Consider the following 16,648-nt stretch of genomic DNA (forward strand, 5'->3'; position numbering starts at 1 on the left):
TACATTGAAGCTACAGGCGCTCACCGGAGGCGTTTCCACCATAATCCTCCGCCTCGTAAACACTGATCAGGGCGTCACGCCGGGCCTTACGCTCTTCGCGCGTCCAGGAGGTGTAGGCAGGGTCCTTCTGGAGCGTCGCGGTGGCGCGATCTCCTCGCCGGACCGATTGCGGGTCGGCGCCGGGATTGAACGGCGCGGGCGGATTCTTGTGCTCGTAGTCGAAGCCGCCAAGATAGCCGGTGTAGGAAACGGTCACGGTATCTGTCCTTGCCAGAGGTAGCTTTGCTGCTGTGAAGCGAGAGGCGATCACCCGAAGCTTGTTCTTCGATATCCCCGCGATTGGACTGCAAAAGCTGGGTCGGGTCTCAAGCTGCCGATCGAGCATCGAGCCCCAGCTTGCGGGCGTTGGTTGCTTGGAGCATCCAGCGAGAGCCCTTTATCCGCCGGAGCCAGTCCGCGGCTGCTGGAACTCGGCCTAGCACGGTTTGGACATGCCGTTCGGCGACCACACGCGTGGGGACGGTATTTGCTCCGTCGGTCAGGATCGGTCCGAACCGGGCTTCCGCTTCAAAGATCCCGAAGGAGTGATGACGGAACAGGAGATGCTCGAGGCCGCCTGCCCACGTCCGGGTTTCAAGAAACCAGCGATGGAGAGGAAGGTACGTCTCGGCCGCCCCGCCGAAACGGCGGGCGCTCAGATCAGCCAGGTCGTGGACGTTGGAATCATCGCGTGCCGGCATCCAATCCGGAGGGCGGAAGTCGATCAGCCATTCCGTTGCATCGGGCACGTGCTGGCAGTCTTCATCCATGTGCTGCCTGCCCAGACCCGAGACCGGGATGCAGGCTCCGTCGCCATTGGTGATCGTCGCACCGAACACCCGCACTGCCTCTTCAATCCCCTGGGTGTGATGACGCAAGGCACGGTGAGTGAAGTGGCAAAGCGCGGCCTTGGTTTCGTCGAACCAAGAGTGCAGGCGATGATAGTCCTGCCACGAGCCGCCATGGAGGGCCGCCGAGGAGCGAGCATGGTCGTAAGGGTTCATGCGGCGAGCCTCAAAGTCGTTACGCTCCCCTGCCCTGTCTGGTCGGCGAGAGCCAGAAGGACGGCATCGACAGTGTCGTTGAAACCAGAGACCTCTGCCCATTGGGCGGCCGTTGGCGGAAAAGGTCGCGGCAGAAGCCCTTTATAGAGCGGCCAGACCTTCTCGGCATGCGACATCGGCATTGGCTCGCGCTGAGAGAACCAGTCAGACTCGCGCTTGGCGCGCCGTGCGTTGTCGGCAACTTCCTTTTTGTGGGTCGGGTGCGTGCCAGCCCCCAGATCGCGCAGAAATGCGGCCGCGGCTTCCCTGGCGTCGTGATCTGGCTGCGCCCGATAGCGCCCTTCGAACTGTCCGGCCCGGAGGCCAACTAGCTTGCCCTTCGTGAAGGTAGCAAGCAGCTCCAGTGTCCCCACGGGCACGCCATTCCTGCGCATGGAAATGATGTGCGTCTGCCCCGACCGGCAGACCTCGTAATAGCCGCCAACGCAGTGGTTATGCGCGTTACCCTCCTGAACCAGTTGCTCTGCTGTGGTCAGGGGGACCGCCTGGAAGGTGCCGTCAGGCGAAGACCAGACCGGGCATAGAGCTGGCCAATGCGGGTGGTCCGTCTGGCTCTCATGCCGCAGGGCCGCGGCGCAAGCGGCCCGGCGGTGCCAGAGACCTACGCCTTCATGAAAAGCTTTGGCTCCTCGGCTCCCGAGAATGGCGCGAGTCATGCCGCGGTAGAAGAGCTGCTGGAACTCTACGCTCTGCTCCGGCGCCGCCAGAAAGAGACCGGTGCAAAAGGTTGAGACCTGGCTATTGCCAGTCATGGCGAGCCCAAGAGCCTTCCGGCGTTCGTTAACCAAAGGGATCAAGATATCGGCTTTCAGTGCCATCAAAGCATCGTCAGCGTCGGTCATGTTGTTGAGAATTGCTGGCGAGAGCAGCGGATAACCAAGGCCCTTGGCCCAGATAGTCTGGCCCCAGTCATCTGGCCACTGATGTGCAGGCACTTCGTAAACGACCAGCCGACGAACGGAAGAAGCCGCGTCATAGCCCTGAAGACTCGCCTCGAAGGACCGAGCACGCCTGATCTTGCGCAACTGGGCCGGGCTGAGGCGAAGGCGTTCACGAAGGACGGGCGCCAAGGGCTGCCCGCGATCGATCACATCAGTGACCACAGGATCCATCAAGACGGACGATAGAAGGCCATAGGACTCGAGCGCCTGACGCCGGCGCAATATGGTCTCAGAGCGTCGCGGGTTCCCACAGAGGTGCGTGCTCAACGCCCATCGCAGGGTTGTGGTGATGAACTGGTGACCGATCTCGAGATCACGTCGCAGGACATCCGTCACGTGCTTTTTAGCAAGCGCCGCGGACGTCTCTTGCAGAGCGCGGAGACTGTTGCTAGCCACCGCTGCGATCTCTTCTAGAACACCCTGCCCTTCTTCCTGGACAACCAGGGACGTGGCGAGATCGGCGAAACCAGCGTTGTTGATCACGAGCGCAGGGCTGGTCGGCTCCGCGTGGGCACACCCGAACGGCTTCGCCGCGATTTCATGGAAATCTCGCAGGATTTGGTCGGCCAAGGAACCGCGCGCAGGCGCGGGAGCGGCGGTGATTACCGCTCGCACCTCATCTGCGATAGTGGAGGTGGAGAAGGTGCATCGTGACAGTGCGATAATCTCGCAGATGGCAAGGAAGGCCGGATGCTGGCTGTTGACCTCAGCGCCGGACGCGAGATCGAATAGCTCGGACCGTACAGACTGCAGAATCTTGTCGAAGGTGAGTTTGATCATGCCGCTTCGCGCCCCACGATGTTAGTGTCAACGATTAGAGCGTCATCCTGCTGCTCGGACTCGGTACCGTCGTGGTGACCTTTGTCTTCGGGGCCGTCGTCCTCATCGTAGAAACGATCGTCGAAGAGCACATCGCAGAAATCCTCGTCATCTTCGCCCTCGCCATAACTCATAAGGCAATCAATCCTGGGATCGCCCCCTTTTCGGTCGGGATAGTATACGACGGTGCCGCTGCCACCGTCATTGTTGACCCAATCCTCTTCAGGCACTTCGGCGGTATGGTCCGACAGAAAATCTTCCAAAGAGATTGCTTGCCCGCTCACGGCAAAGGCGATTGGGAAGTCTGGTAAACGCTCACGAATGGAACCGTCATTCATTCTGACCAGCGAGAGGTGGCATTCTCCATCATCTCCACCGCCGTTGAGAGAGAACTCGATTTCTTGGAATCCCAAGGCGTCGAGGGCGTCCAAGACTGAGTCGATAAGGTCAGGCGACCTTGCATCGGTCAAATTAGGTTCCACAATGAATTCCAGTACTTAGGTTTTCACACGAATTCAGATCAATGCATTCCTCGGACGCAGTGCCGTCGGACCGCGACAAATCCAGTTTTCAAGAAGAGGCCGTTCTGATCATGATCGTGCTGACATGATGTTCGGCAGTTCCCCCAAGACTATTAGCGCCCTGACGTGCGATTGCCGTTGACCGATCCTGATCAAATCAGATCAAATCTGAATGGGATCTCGCTCTCCGGGAGCGCGTACCTGATGGATCTGGTGCCGTCCCGGGGACCTGAAGCGCGCTCGATGCGCGAGATGTCCGGCGCAGCCTCAATAGGCCAATCGAGCTGCGCCATCACCGTAGATCAGAAGTAGAAGGGAAGCTCCTCGATCTCCTCCTCATCCCTGTCGAAGAGGATCCATTCAGCTCCGTCGGCGCGCGCCACGTCAAAACAAGCCCGCAGGCTTTCCGGAATGCCAAAGTACCCGCTGGGGTCGACCTCCTCCCCTGGCGGGGTGGGGTCGATGTCGTCGGTCTCTGGGACCGAGATAAACCAGCCGTATTCGCGAGGCGGAAACATCGAGATCTGGTTGAACCACGGTGCAGAGATGGCCCCGTTCAGGACCAGGTGGACCTCCTCGGTGAGGTGGCCGGTCGAGATGTATGCGATGGATGCGAGGCGGGTCACGGAAGTGGCGGTCGGGTTGTCGATGCTCATTTTCATTTCCTTCCCAGGTTCCATTTTTTGCGTCGGAAAATCCTGCATGCCGATCCCTCCGGCCTCGCTCGTGGCCACGTGCAGGTCAGAGGCACCGGGTATGGTGTTGCCGGCCATCGCCTATCGACATGGACGGCGCCGTTCCCGTATTGTTCCGGTCATGCCGCGAGACGACTCTGACCTCTTGACCCTCTCCCTGTCCGTATTGGAGGAAGCGGCCGCGCGCCCATCGAACGAGAACGTGGCGACCACGTCTGTTCGATTAGCGCTGCGGATTCTCATGCGCGTCTTGCCGAGAAGACAGCCGCTGGATCAGTTTTGGCGCATCGCACAGCTGCCTGCGGCAGACCGCCCTGCATGGGAAAACTGCACCAGCGCATACAACGACATCCGCTATGCCATGATTGCGGCCGGTTGGGATGTGGCGGAGTTGGACGCGCCATGGAAAGGTTGGGATATGTGTAACCGCTATCGCATGACAGCACGGCAGGCCGAGCTGGCGACGCGCTACGGCGTCGAGATGCCGTATCTTCCGGACATCACGATTCCGGCACCTGAGCTGTTTCCCAAGCGGGCTGCGTGGGTCGTAAAGCCTGCCTCGGTCGATGGGGGCCGGGACCTCACCTCGATGCTCTGGGGCTTCCCGAGAACCGTAATGGGGGCACGCGGCAAGCCGGTTGAAACATCGGTGACCAACGTGCGCAACCTTGAGAGCCCATTCTGGCGTACGGCGCTCTCGCGGCCGATGCAGCGGTGCCTGGTGCCGGTCACCAGTTTCAGCGAGTATGGCCCGGGACCAAAGGGCGCGCGGCCGCTGTGGTGGTTCGACGTGCCTTCACGACCGATCTTCAGCTTTGCCGGCATATGGCGTGAGGCACAGGGGCGAGCGGTATTCGCGTTCTTGACCACCGAGCCAAACACCATCGTCGCCCCGATACACCCGAAAGCCATGCCGCTGATCCTGCACGAGGAGGACGAGGAGCGCTGGCTGCGAGGTGAGCTTGGCGACCTGGTGGCCCCCTTCCCGTCTCAGTTGATGACAGTGAGACAGGATCCTAGTCCTAAGGGCGAGACTTCGCAGGCGGAGACTGGCTGACCTCGTTTTCGGCGTCCGGCAGTTCCTCGTCGAGCATCCAGTCGCCAAATTTCTTAAAGGACCGGGCTCCGCAGCACTTCGCAATGGCGGCGGCGTCTTCGCCGTCCTTTGGTGGAGCTGATGCCCATTCGTGGGCAGTACCATCGCACTGATACTGTTCGGGCGGAGGCTTTCGCATACGGTGGATGTGGGGTCCCGATCCTAAAGGTCGAGGCCTCTCCGATCGATCTCATCGGCCAACGCGTCTGCTTCGCGGTTTCCGGGTTCACCGTCGGTGCGCTGATAGGCCTCGATGAGCTCCTTGTCAGTCAGGCTCCCGCGTCCGCCACAGGCAGGACAGCTGCCGACAAGCGCGGGTGTCTCGTTTGCCGGGTGGGCCGCCTCAACCAGGGGTTCACCGGATCCGGCGCATAGCGGGCATGCTTGCTCAGTCATCGTCACTTCCTGTTTTGACCTGGATGCGCTTGTGGCCGAAAGCCCGCAAGCCAAGACGAAAGGTCTCGTGGGGGGCGGCTATGCTGCCGCAGTCTCGTGGCCGGGGTGAGACCGGCCTACGATCGTCGCGATCGCGAAGCCGCGCGACGTCAGCGAAGCATAGCCAGTCCCCTCGCACTCGCGGATACCAAGTTCGAGAATATCGCTCACAACAAGGGTGCGAGCGATCGCAAGCGTGCCTGGCTCGGCTTTGTAGGTCCAAGCGTTCTTGAAACCGGGACGAAGTTTCAGCGAGCCCAGGAGACGTCGTTGAGCGGTGGTGAGGCCCTCGAGCGCGGCCAGGTTGAGGCGCGCGCTTAGGGGGAGCCAGCGGGCGCCACCATCGAAGGCTTCACAATACCATTCCCATCCGGGCTCTCCGCGGTCGGCGCCGATAGTGGCGAGCTCAATCGTGAGAGGGGTACCGTCCCTGGGCTTGATCGTGAGCGTGCGAGGACCGAAGCCGGAGGCGTCCTGAACGATCAGCCCCTCGCGACCATCGGGATGCCGGACCCTGATGTTGCGCCAGCTCGTCACTTGCGTTGTTCCTCCACATCCTTGTGCTGCACAGGTGGCTGGCATTTTGGTTGACCAGCCGGCTAGACGGCGGAGGTACTCGGGGATCTGCTTGTCGGCATCGTGCACTGATTGAGCAATGGCATCGAGTTCAACATCCGGAACCGGGCCGGCGCTCACAAGGACTTGGGTGAGCGGCACATGGTGCTCCAGATAACAACCGTAGAGCCAGGCGACGCCGGCGCGAGACGCCGTTTGATAGATGCCGTAGGAGCCCTCGTGCTCGTGAAAGAAGCCTAGACTCCGCCCAAGGTCGGTGAGGCGCTCCTTCGCATCAAGGATGCCTGCTCCACGGAGAAACACCTTATGAAACTTCCGCGGGCTGACGCCCCGCATGCGCTCACGGACCCACTGGAAAGTACGGCTAGCACTGACGTCCAGGGTGAGGAGTTTCAAGGCGTCGGACAGGCTTCCTGCGAGGGTATGGCTGCGGTCGCGGACATAAAGGTCAATCTGCTCGTCGAGGATGTCCCCGTCTGCCGCGGGGTGTCTGTTACCGTTCGGAAGCACGATATCGATGGTTTGGCCGTAGAGCGTCCACGGGATGTTTCGCTCATCGAGGGCGGCTGCCACGTCCAAGAGCCGTTCGAGGTTCCGGATATTCGCGTGCGCCAGAGCCTGCTGGCGCAGGTCACGTACCGCGCGATCCGGGTTGTCGAGGCGATCGGATCCTTCTCGATTGGCTTTGCTCCGGGCGTTCTCGAGACGACGCTCGATGTCAGCGATCGTGTTCAACGTGCCCCCCTCTCGTAGCAGGTGCTAGGATGGCGCGGCTCTCATCGCGAACCGTCTACAGAGGCTATCAGCAGCTGATGAAGGTCGGCAAGCTGCCATTCTCGATACGCTCAACCAAGCTGCTGCTGAGCAGCGAGTTTGACATCATCCCGAAAGCGGCCGTCCTTCATAGGAGGAGGTGTGATGCGGAACAGGAGCTACGTGGACTTAGGAATTGTGTTGACGGCCGCGATATGGCTGTTTGCCGCGATTGCCATGCTCGGGCCGATAATGGGGGATTGCCTCTCGGAGATGGGGCAGAGCTGCCCTACTGACGGCGAGCGAAGACTTAGCCTATTGTGGATCGCGCTGATCGCGGCTGCGATCAATCTGGCCGCGATCTGGTTACTCGCACGCTGCAATGGTCCAACGAAGCTATAATCCTGTGGCGAACAAGCCCTGCGCTGCCCCAAAGCTGCCGATCCGCTTCCGCCCAACAGAAGCCGGGATCAATACAACCGCATTTCCGCTCAATCTGTGGCGCCGCGCTGGACGGGGGCATAGTGTCACGACTAGCTTGATACAAAGATCATTGGAGAGCGGCGTGCTACGCAGAATGGCTTGTCTGATCGCTGGAACGGTGTTGCTTCATGGCGCACCGGCAAACGCGCAATATGCTCCGGTCGATACCACGCCGATGGGACAAACTGCGACCGGCGTGATGGCCAACAAACTTTCCGGTGACATCGCCAGCAGAAAGGCGCGCTCCAATTCGGTATCGAGCCGATGCTTAGCCGATTCCGGGCCGGGCCCCGAACGGCGGGCGATGGAAGCGCAATACGCGAAACTGCTCCGGTCGAACGGTCGACAGCATGCCGATGCATGGCGGGCTGAGCACGGGCGTCGCTATCGCGCCAAGCTTAAAGCTGAAGGAGAATGCCAGTAGGCTTAATCCGATTGGATCGACCGCAATCCTCCCACTCTCAGCCGTTCGCGACCGCCGGGGCCGATTTTTGAAGCGGACATGCCGCTTCCGCCCCAGATTCGGCCGTTTAGCCGTTGAGCACCCTAGCCCTAGATCGGTCGTTCACTCGATCGGTGCAGGTTCGTCAATGAGGTGCCAGCCTCCCGCGTCTACAGCCAGGTAGGACTGGAAGCGCTCCCAACGGTCGCCATTCTTCTGATGCCAGCTACACCGTGCCTCAGTGGGCTCTTCTTCGATGCGCTCGCACACGACGCGTCTAATCTCGGCAGCGGCAAGATTACTTCGCGTGAACTCAGCCACAGCTTTCGCAAGCTCAGATGAGGAAGGCACAAGTCCAACTGTGGTAGCAACCATCAGGGAAACGGTGTGGGCAACGTACGACATACTCGCGATCATCAGCCGATGCGGGGACGAGTCAATGCCCGTAAGCAGCCTGTCTGCTTTCCACCCAGAATGCGACGTTCCTGCCCCGCAAAGCGGGCCTAAGAGCTGCCCTTCCGCTTTCGCCCAAGAGCGGTCATCCGACCCCCGGCGGATTGCGTCTTTAAGGATTCAGGACCTCATTCGGGACCATTTCGCCTGTGTCTCCCAGACGAAAGGGCCCGCCGCGGAGCCAGCGAATGACCTGAACCTTCCCATGTGTGATATCATATGCAACGGCGTCGTATCCCCAACAGCACTCCGCCTGACGCTCGCCGCTCCAGCTGGCAACGGAATTGAAATACTCAACGAAGAGAAGGCGCCCCGTGGAAGCGTAGCCAGGGCATAGCCTGAACGAAACCCCCTCAGCTGATAGCTTCTTGCCGAAGCTTTTGAGCCAAGAGGCCCTGTCTCTTGCAACGAGTATGCCGTCCTCGAACACCTGAACGTTCGGTGCGAGTAGCGCCTCATACCCGCGGACATCCTTTTCGGCGAAGACCCGGACCAAGCCTGTCGCGACAGCTGGCTGCTCCGGAAGCGGAGGAGGAGGAGGAACCTGCGCGATAGCCTCAGGCGCGGAAGCGGTGAGCACAAGAAGTGCGGCAAAGATTGGACTGAAGCGCATTCGAAGGACCCTCACGCGCAAGCCGCAACGTCTTGAGGTGCGTCGCGGGTCCATGTCGCCGCGCTCTGGAAGCAGCTTTGTGCACGCAGTCGTGCCCGACGCCCCTTTGGCATCAGGAGTGGGGGGCGCGGCGCGACCGCGATGAGGCCGCGATCCACCGTGTCGCGCAGAAGATTGCCAAAGGGATCGAGCCTGTTGAACGGCTCTTCGAGGATCACGAGGATGAGTCACACCTGGCCTGGTGCTGGTCAGCCTGCAAAGCATCAGGCGATCGGATCTGACATGCTCGGAAGGGTACGGACCTGATGCGCCTGGAATGAGGGTGCCTTTATGCGAAACGCCGAATGATGATGATCCGGGTCGGGACAGAGGTACCGGAGGCTTTGAACGCGCCGGCCGGCACGGCCTCGATGTGGGCGGCTACGTCAGCAAGCCATTGGCGCCACTCGGCGCATTCTTTCTCCTGGCCGAAGAAGCCATGCTCGCTGACGATTGCACCGAGCCGTCCCCCTGGCCTGAGGCACTCGTAGGCGTGGCGTACGTGTCTGATGTCTTGGTTGCGCGAGAAGGGTGGATTCATGGCGACCACCGTGGCTCGCATGGTGGATGGCTCCTGCTGGAGGAAGTCGCCCACGATCAATCGGTCATGACGAGCCTGATCGACCAGGATGGCTGCGTTGTCTTGATCGACCTCCACAGCGATGATCTGGTCCGGCGTGCGGTCCGCCATGGCTGTAACGATACGACCGCATCCGGCGCTGGGCTCGAGACAGACGTCGCCCGCACCAATATCGATCATGTCGCAGAGGCGTGCGGCGAGCTCGGGCGGCGTTTCGAAGAGCTGGAGCTTCTGCTGACGGTGAATGATCTGACGGCTACTCAACGCCTCGTCGAGCTTCGGCAGCGGGTCGAATGGAAAACTGTGCCCACCAGCACGGCGGTCCCACTTGCCGCCCAGTGCCTTCAGCACCTTGTCGGTCGAAGCATACAGCGGACGATCAAGCTGGTCTCCCGGAAGCTTTAGAACGGTACCTACGACCGTGGAACGAGAGAGTACATCCGCCACCTCGGGCGATATCTTAACGGCCAAAACTGCCTCCAGAATGGGAGCGAATATGAAACGCGAAGCGACCAGCCGGGCCGGAGGCCGGCGTAATCGCGTAGGAGCTGCTCGGAAGGTCGCGTTGAAATGCGGTAAGCAGGCTTCGCCGCAAACCCTAGCGGCGCCATCCTGTGTCGTCTGTCCCGGAAAAAGCGCGTGGCCAGCTCGACGCTCGCGCCAGCACTCTCGGAGCCCCCTCAACCGGCGAGCACAGTGTACTAAAACAGGAACCACTCAGCCCTGGTTGTAAACAGTGCACCCTCTTCGGCGAGATATAACCAAATACAGCGGAACATAGACCACGAACTGACTTGTCATGTTCGATGGTAAGTGCTTAGTTTTCTAAATGCCGAATCGCATTAGGTGAGCGGCACCGGGAGGGGCGGATGAACGCAAAGCACATTTTGATGGCTTTCGGCTTGGTCGCAGTAGTAGCGCCGGCTTCCGCCACCGAGACAATCACCTATAGCTATGACGCCAAAGGCCGCTTGGTCAGGTCTGTCCGGACAGGCACCGTCAATAACGGCGTTACTACTTCCTACGAGCACGACAGGGCCGACAACCGGAAGAGGGTTGTCGTGGCAGGCGCCCCGTAATCATACTCGTGCTCGACCGGGAACCGGATGATTGGTCAACGGGCTTCTCTCTGCTCGCGTCGTATGAACCTTTGTAGGCCGCGGCTGGCGCCTCTTTAGGCCTAAGCATAGCTCTGGGGGCCCGGTTGACGCTGACCGCGTAGTCAAGATCCCTGGAAGCCCCCCGAGGCACGGGGGTTCTTCCCAAACCCATGTATCGGTTGAAGTTGATAATCGGCCTGCTGGTCTCCAGCAAGCCACGTAGCCATTGACCAACTAGGTCGGTGGCCTCCGTTTCAATTCATCTGTGATGCTTGAAGCCAATGCACACGCGTGCGGCTCGCGTCCGAATTTATTTACACTTCATCAACGCTTTTGAGGGGGACGCGAGATGGCGCTTAGTGGGGCAACGCAACGGGCCGCGATGAAATTTCTGCTCATGACCGGAACGGCTATCGCTTGCAGCATTGGCTCGGCGGCTTGGGCCCAGACAACGTCACCCTCTGACATGTCGAACAAGCCGCTTGTGGACGCCAACTACGTGGACCTGCCCACGGGTCGCCTGGTCGTAACTGCTAGCATCAGTATAGGTAATGGCCAGAGCGGCCTGACGTACAGTCGAACATTCAACAGCGCAGGTGGCTACCGCGATGACCTAAACGGTCAAGTTGTGGGATCCGGGAGCGTCCGCACGGTGATCGTCGGAACCACGAAAGAGGAATTCAACGTCGCAGGATCGGGATTCACACCGGTTGAAGCGAAGGGGTCAACCCTAACACGAAGTGGAACGACCTACACTTACACCCGGGCGGATGCGACGACCTATACTTTCGACGACATACTCGGCATCACGTCCATACGCAGCAGAGCGGGAGAAGTCCGGAGCTTCTACTACGTCACTGCTCAGGTGCAGGTGGCGTCAACACCGTCGGGGCCGGCGTACACAACGATCCGCCGGCTTAACTACATGGAAAGCAATACCGGTTGGCGGGTCACCCCAACGTATCAGACGAACTCCGCGACGGTTTCCACTATTCCTCAATGGCAACACATTACGCAGGTTACGCTGTCAAACACGCAAGTGGCGTGCGGAACTGGGTGCACGCTCCCACGGCTAACGATGGGGCAGCTAGGAACGGCTACGCCATTTTTCACCGATGCAGCTGGTCGCACCCTCCAGCTGACGCTGGGCACCGGCGGTATCACCGGCATTCGCAGTCCCGGGCGAACGAGCGACGATATCACCGTGGCTTACTCGTCGGGCCGGGTGTCTTCCGTCACGAATGATGGAATTCAAACCACCTATAGCTACCTTGACGTACCAGCGTCGGATCGCCGGACCGTCACGATTACCAGGGCTGGCCGCCCTCCCCGCACGGCAGCCTTCCAGATCTCGACAGGCCTGTTGCTTGCCGAGACCGACGAGACGGGTAGGACGACGCGGTATGAGTACGATGCAGGTCGCCGCATCTTCAAAATCACCTCGCCGGAAGGCGATTTCGTTACGTATGGGTACGATGCACGCGGCAATCGGACAACGACAACTTCAACGCCAAAGGCGAACTCCGGCCTGACCGCGTCCACGATCACGCTCGCCTACCCTGCCGCCTGCACGAACATCGTGACGTGCAATAGCCCGGAGAGCCTGACGGACGCGAAGTTGAATGTAACCAATTACGCGTATGATCCGACTCACGGCGGCTTGACTGCCGTTACTGAACCCGCTGGGGCCAACGGTATTCGCGCGCAATTGCGCTACGGGTACACGCAACTAGGGGTCACGGGCTCTCCAAGCGGCAGCGGGATCTGGAGCGTGACCAGCACATCCGCCTGCCGCACGGCCGCGCCAGGAGCCTGTATAGGAGGCACGGATGAAGTTCGGACCTCGGTAGCCTACGGGTCTAATCTTTTGCCTACATCGCAGACGATTTCGGCGGGTGACGGCTCTTTGGCCAGGACGGTCTCTGCTGGCTATGATGCTATCGGAAATTTTGTGTCAAGCGATGGTTCGGCGCCTGGAGCTGTAGATGTCAGCCGAACCTTCTATGACGCGCTGCGTCGGCCAATTCTCGCGGTAGGCCCGGATCCAGATGATGCGGGAAGCCTGCGAAACCGGGCGGTGAAAACGGATTATGATGCCCGGGGCCGCGCTGCCGTAGTCACAAAGGGAGTCGCGAACCCGGACGGGAGCGGTTTCACAGCCCTCGAGGTGTTGAACACTGCCTACGACGCTGCGGATCGTCCCGTATCGACAGTGCTGATAGCCGGGGGGACGAGCTATTCATTCACACAGTTTTCCTACGATGCGGCAGGATATCTGGAGTGCATTGCGACGCGCATGAATCCTGTTGCCTACGGTGCTCAGAGCAACGCGTGCGCGCTCGGTCCGACAGGGGCAGACGGCCCCGACCGGATCTCGCGCACCGTTTACGATGGGGCGGGGCGAATTCTGAACTCCTTCGCGGCCTGGGGCACAGTAGACCAGTCAGAGGAACAGGTTTCTTACACCCAGAACGGGAAAGTCGCATCGCGGATCGACGCAAAGAACAATCAAACCAGCTACATCTATGATGGCTTCGACAGGCTCAAGCGTACGACCTACGTCGACGGGACCTTTGAAGAGGTTGGATATGACTTGAACGGAAATCTGAATAGCAGAAGGACGCGCGCCGGAACAACTCTTCTATACACCTATGACGCGATGAATCGGAAGATTTATGACGACAACCCGAACACGAATGTTGCGGAAGTCGACGCGTCGTATAGCTATGACAACCTAGGCAATCTGACCCGAGCCGGAGACCAGAACGGTTGGTTCAGCGCGGCGGAGTACGATGCACTCAGTCGTGTAACGAGACAGTGGAGCAATGTATTCCCTGCTGGCTACACGTTCCAGTATGACGCTTCCGGGAATATGTCGCGCCAGACCTGGCCAGACCAGTTCTTCGTTACCTACGAATATGACCGGACTGGGGCTCCAAAGCTGATCAGCCAGAATGGAAACTCCACTCTTGCGAGTTATGAATACGACAACCTGGGGCGGCGGACGCTTATCTCACGCGGCAACGGTACATCGACGACATATACGTATGACGGCGCATCGAGTATCGCTTCATTTAACCACGATCTGGCCGGGACCGCTCAGGATCTGTCGGTGTCCCTCGCCTATAACCCAGCCCGCCAAATCAAATCCCGGACCTCCTCGAACGACGCGTACTCGTACACTGGCCATTATAACCTCGATCGGCCGTATACTGAGAATGGGTTGAACCAGCTTACTGCGGCTGGGCCGACGAGCCTGGGCTATGATGCCGGCGGGAACCTAAACCAGTCGGGGACGAGCGGATACGCATACAATAGCCGCAACGAGCTCTACTCTGGCACCGGGGTTCAGCTTTTCTATCGTAACCCCATAGGCCTAACCAATCACATAATTCGGGCAGATGGGTCGGTAATCAACTTCGACTACGTTGGGACGACGCTCGTCGCCGAGGAGTCGGGTGGCGCCGTCCAGCGGCGCTATGTATTCGCACCCGGCATCGACGAGCCAATCGTATGGTACGAAGGTTCGGGGCTAGGTGACCGGCGCTGGCTGCACGCCGATGAGCGCGGGTCAATCATCGCGATCACGAACGGAGTCGGGGCCGCAATGGCCATCAACACCTACGATGACTACGGTATCCCGGGGCCGAATAACCAGGGGAGATTCCAGTACACCGGCCAGAAATGGGTCCCTGAGCTGGGGCTATATGATTACAAGGCCCGGTTGTACTCGCCGACGCTGGGGCGGTTCATGCAGACTGATCCAACGGGATATGACGACGGCATGAACTGGTATAATTATGTTGATAGTGACCCCATCAATGGGACGGACCCGACTGGACGGTGCGGCCCCGGTGATAGAGCACCTACTCCTGAGGAAAGCAGGGCCTGCCAAGACGCAGAGGCGAAACGCTGGGAATACTACCGCGCTGGGCCAAGCTTCGACAGCTCCTTTTTGGCGTCGTTCTCGCTCGGCCTCCTGTCTCAGTACGAGTCCAATCGAAACATTTATGGAGCCGATCAGATCCGCGAAATGCAGTATGTCATCGATACTATGAAGAGCATCGACAAATCGGTCAGAGAGGGGGGGCGTCAGCACGAATGGGCGCCACTCACTCTTAGCCAGCTGGCTGACCTCAACGGCCTCCTAAAGGAATCAGCGGTGCGCCGTGCTATGGAAAATGCATTGAGGGACACGTATCACCACGGCATCGAGTACGGGTTCTTCATCTACAAAAAGAACGCGAATCACTATTTTCCAGGCAAGTATGTCCAAGGGATAAAGGCCAAACTTGACGAACTCTTTTGGAGCTATGAGACATCGGATAAGCATGGTGGTTTCGCTGTCGCGACTTTCCACACCCATCCGGGAGGGACGCCATTCCCGAGTTCGGGCGATATCGCGACTGCGGTTACCCCGTACTATAATACGTTCATGATCATCGGAATTCCGTACGCGAACGGGATCGGTGGCCAGTTGATTTACGGAAATGGGGGGCCCGCCAAACGCCTGAGCAACTAGGAGCGGACAGATGATTTATGCACTTATGGTTTTGCTGCAGGGTGCCCCTATTGCTCCCGCCCAAGACTATCCGTCCTTGACTATCGCATCCAAGATCCACGATCATCTCGACTATGCAGGGTGCTTCAAATCGAACGCAACTCTGAGACAGGAATATTATTTCCACGGGTGGTACGAAGCACGCAAAACACATATCGACAGAAACATTGTTGTTTTCAGAGTTAGTGAGGCGGATCTAGGTTCGAGGTCGGCGGGTATCTTCATCACGAAACTTGTTGTGCCCCAGCTCGACGATACAGACTTCAAGTTCATCCGTGGACACTATAACATCCGAACGGGCAAGTTGACGCAGGGCTGTTTCAGCAACTTGGGTTAGCCGATAGTTTTATGGCTCTCATGGGGTTTTGACCGTGCAGAATACCGCGAGTCTCAATGTCCTCGGTTCATCCGTATCCTGGGTGGCTCAACTGCTAACCGGTACTCTCGCAACAGCTATCTCCATGCTAGCTGTCGCGGGAGTCGGCTTTGCTCTTATGCAGGGGCGCTTACCGATCCGCAAAGGAGGTGCGGTGATCCTAGGATGCGCGATAGTTTTCTCAGCACGGCCCCTAGCTGAAGGCATTCTGGGTGCTGGTAAGACCGACCAGTCGACGCCTGTGTATGACAGCCTTCCAAGCCCAGCGTACATCGCGTCTGCGCCAGAGCCTGTGCCGTTCGATCCCTACGCCGGAGCTTCCGTGCCGCAGTGGCCCGGTGGCGAACGCGGAAGTGTGTTCCGTGATTAGGACAATGCCGGCGACGCCCCTTCGATTCTGGGAATGTCTTGAAGGCATTGAGGATTCAATGGACGCCCTCAGTTCATACGCAAGGACGCTGACATGAAAAAGGCCCATCTAGTCGCCATGGTCGTTAGCCTTAGCTCTTCTGGTTCGGCGATTGCGCAAGATAGCTTTTCCGATCCTGCAGGATCGGGCCCTATCGTGGGCGCGGTTCACTGGATCCAGGGTACGCTGCTCGGGACAGTCGCGACGGTCATCGCCGTTATTGCCGTTGCTTCGGTTGGAATGCTGATGCTGTCTGGCCGCATCAATTGGAGGTATGGCGCAACGGTCATTCTCGGCTGTTTCGTTCTCTTCGGTGCAGCGAGCATCGTAGGTGGAATCCAGGCGGCCTCGAGCATTGGCTACTGATGTGGAGAACCTCGATCGCGATGTCCTATTCGTGGGATTGACCCGCCCCCAGATGCTGTTGGGGGTGACGTATGGCTTCGCGATTAGCAACGCGATCCTAACAACAGAGCTCTTTCTGGTGTTTAGATCGGCGATGGTCTTGTTCGTAGCAGTGGCGGTTCACGCCATTGGGGTGGTCGCCTGCCTTCGTGATCCGCGGATCTTCGAAGTCTGGCTGGTCAGAGTGCGTCGGTGTCCGCGAGTGCCAAACCACAGGCTGTGGCACTGCAACGTCTACCAGCCGTGAA

At 59.4% G+C, this 16,648-nt stretch carries 15 protein-coding genes; 7 read left to right on the top strand and 8 right to left on the bottom strand.

The window, feature by feature from the left end:
• Positions 1 to 10: 10 nt before the first annotated feature.
• The 5 genes from QP045_RS02735 to QP045_RS02755 all read right to left on the bottom strand — a co-directional run bounded on the left by QP045_RS02735 (position 11) and on the right by QP045_RS02755 (position 4,157).
• Entirely contained in the window at positions 11 to 256 is a 246-nt protein-coding gene (locus QP045_RS02735) for a hypothetical protein (protein ID WP_422513420.1), read from the bottom strand.
• 109 nt (positions 257 to 365) lie between these two features.
• Positions 366 to 1,043, bottom strand: a complete 678-nt coding sequence (locus QP045_RS02740) for a DUF6915 family protein (RefSeq protein ID WP_422513421.1) — start codon at positions 1,041 to 1,043, stop codon at positions 366 to 368.
• A complete protein-coding gene (locus QP045_RS02745; RefSeq protein WP_422513422.1) occupies positions 1,040 to 2,824 on the bottom strand; it encodes a PcfJ domain-containing protein in 1,785 nt (594 codons plus the stop codon). Before QP045_RS02745 ends, QP045_RS02740 begins: the two co-directional genes overlap by 4 nt.
• Positions 2,821 to 3,294 (bottom strand): hypothetical protein, encoded by a 474-nt coding sequence (locus QP045_RS02750; protein ID WP_422513423.1) that lies wholly within the window; start codon positions 3,292 to 3,294, stop codon positions 2,821 to 2,823. The genes QP045_RS02745 and QP045_RS02750 overlap by 4 nt, the downstream gene beginning before the upstream one ends.
• Before the next feature lie 392 nt (positions 3,295 to 3,686).
• Complete coding sequence (locus QP045_RS02755; RefSeq protein ID WP_422513424.1) at positions 3,687 to 4,157, bottom strand: hypothetical protein; 471 nt, start codon at positions 4,155 to 4,157, stop codon at positions 3,687 to 3,689.
• Positions 4,158 to 4,224: 67 nt separating this feature from the next.
• Between QP045_RS02755 and QP045_RS02760 the strand changes: the two genes are divergently transcribed.
• Positions 4,225 to 5,136, top strand: coding sequence for an SOS response-associated peptidase (locus QP045_RS02760; RefSeq protein ID WP_422513425.1), 912 nt, complete (start codon positions 4,225 to 4,227; stop codon positions 5,134 to 5,136).
• Positions 5,137 to 5,649: 513 nt separating this feature from the next.
• Here the strand turns inward: QP045_RS02760 and QP045_RS02765 are convergent.
• Complete coding sequence (locus QP045_RS02765; protein ID WP_422513426.1) at positions 5,650 to 6,921, bottom strand: hypothetical protein; 1,272 nt, start codon at positions 6,919 to 6,921, stop codon at positions 5,650 to 5,652.
• 595 nt (positions 6,922 to 7,516) lie between these two features.
• Here QP045_RS02765 and QP045_RS02770 point away from each other — a divergent pair.
• Entirely contained in the window at positions 7,517 to 7,846 is a 330-nt protein-coding gene (locus tag QP045_RS02770; protein ID WP_422513427.1) for a hypothetical protein, read from the top strand.
• Between the two features lie 583 nt (positions 7,847 to 8,429).
• On the opposite strand, the gene QP045_RS02775 is transcribed toward QP045_RS02770, so the two are convergent.
• Complete coding sequence (locus tag QP045_RS02775; protein ID WP_422513428.1) at positions 8,430 to 8,930, bottom strand: hypothetical protein; 501 nt, start codon at positions 8,928 to 8,930, stop codon at positions 8,430 to 8,432.
• A 328-nt stretch (positions 8,931 to 9,258) separates the two neighbouring features.
• Positions 9,259 to 9,996 carry a hypothetical protein gene (locus tag QP045_RS02780; protein WP_422513429.1) on the bottom strand — a complete coding sequence of 246 codons (738 nt, stop codon included), beginning with the start codon at positions 9,994 to 9,996 and terminating at the stop codon, positions 9,259 to 9,261.
• Positions 9,997 to 11,301: 1,305 nt separating this feature from the next.
• Between QP045_RS02780 and QP045_RS02785 the strand changes: the two genes are divergently transcribed.
• From QP045_RS02785 to QP045_RS02805, 5 genes are all read left to right on the top strand, one after another.
• Entirely contained in the window at positions 11,302 to 15,171 is a 3,870-nt protein-coding gene (locus QP045_RS02785; protein ID WP_422513430.1) for an RHS repeat-associated core domain-containing protein, read from the top strand.
• 10 nt (positions 15,172 to 15,181) lie between these two features.
• Positions 15,182 to 15,547 carry a hypothetical protein gene (locus QP045_RS02790; RefSeq protein WP_422513431.1) on the top strand — a complete coding sequence of 122 codons (366 nt, stop codon included), beginning with the start codon at positions 15,182 to 15,184 and terminating at the stop codon, positions 15,545 to 15,547.
• A gap of 34 nt (positions 15,548 to 15,581) precedes the next feature.
• Complete coding sequence (locus QP045_RS02795; protein ID WP_422513432.1) at positions 15,582 to 15,956, top strand: TrbC/VirB2 family protein; 375 nt, start codon at positions 15,582 to 15,584, stop codon at positions 15,954 to 15,956.
• Positions 15,957 to 16,049: 93 nt separating this feature from the next.
• On the top strand, positions 16,050 to 16,361 hold the full coding sequence (locus QP045_RS02800; protein WP_422513433.1) for a TrbC/VirB2 family protein: 312 nt from the start codon (positions 16,050 to 16,052) through the stop codon (positions 16,359 to 16,361).
• Positions 16,362 to 16,413: 52 nt separating this feature from the next.
• Entirely contained in the window at positions 16,414 to 16,647 is a 234-nt protein-coding gene (locus tag QP045_RS02805; RefSeq protein WP_422513521.1) for a type IV secretion system protein VirB3, read from the top strand.
• The last annotated feature ends 1 nt before the right edge of the window (position 16,648 follow it).

The organism is Sphingomonas sp. 3-13AW (genome assembly GCF_049311085.1).
GTDB lineage: Bacteria > Pseudomonadota > Alphaproteobacteria > Sphingomonadales > Sphingomonadaceae > Sphingomonas.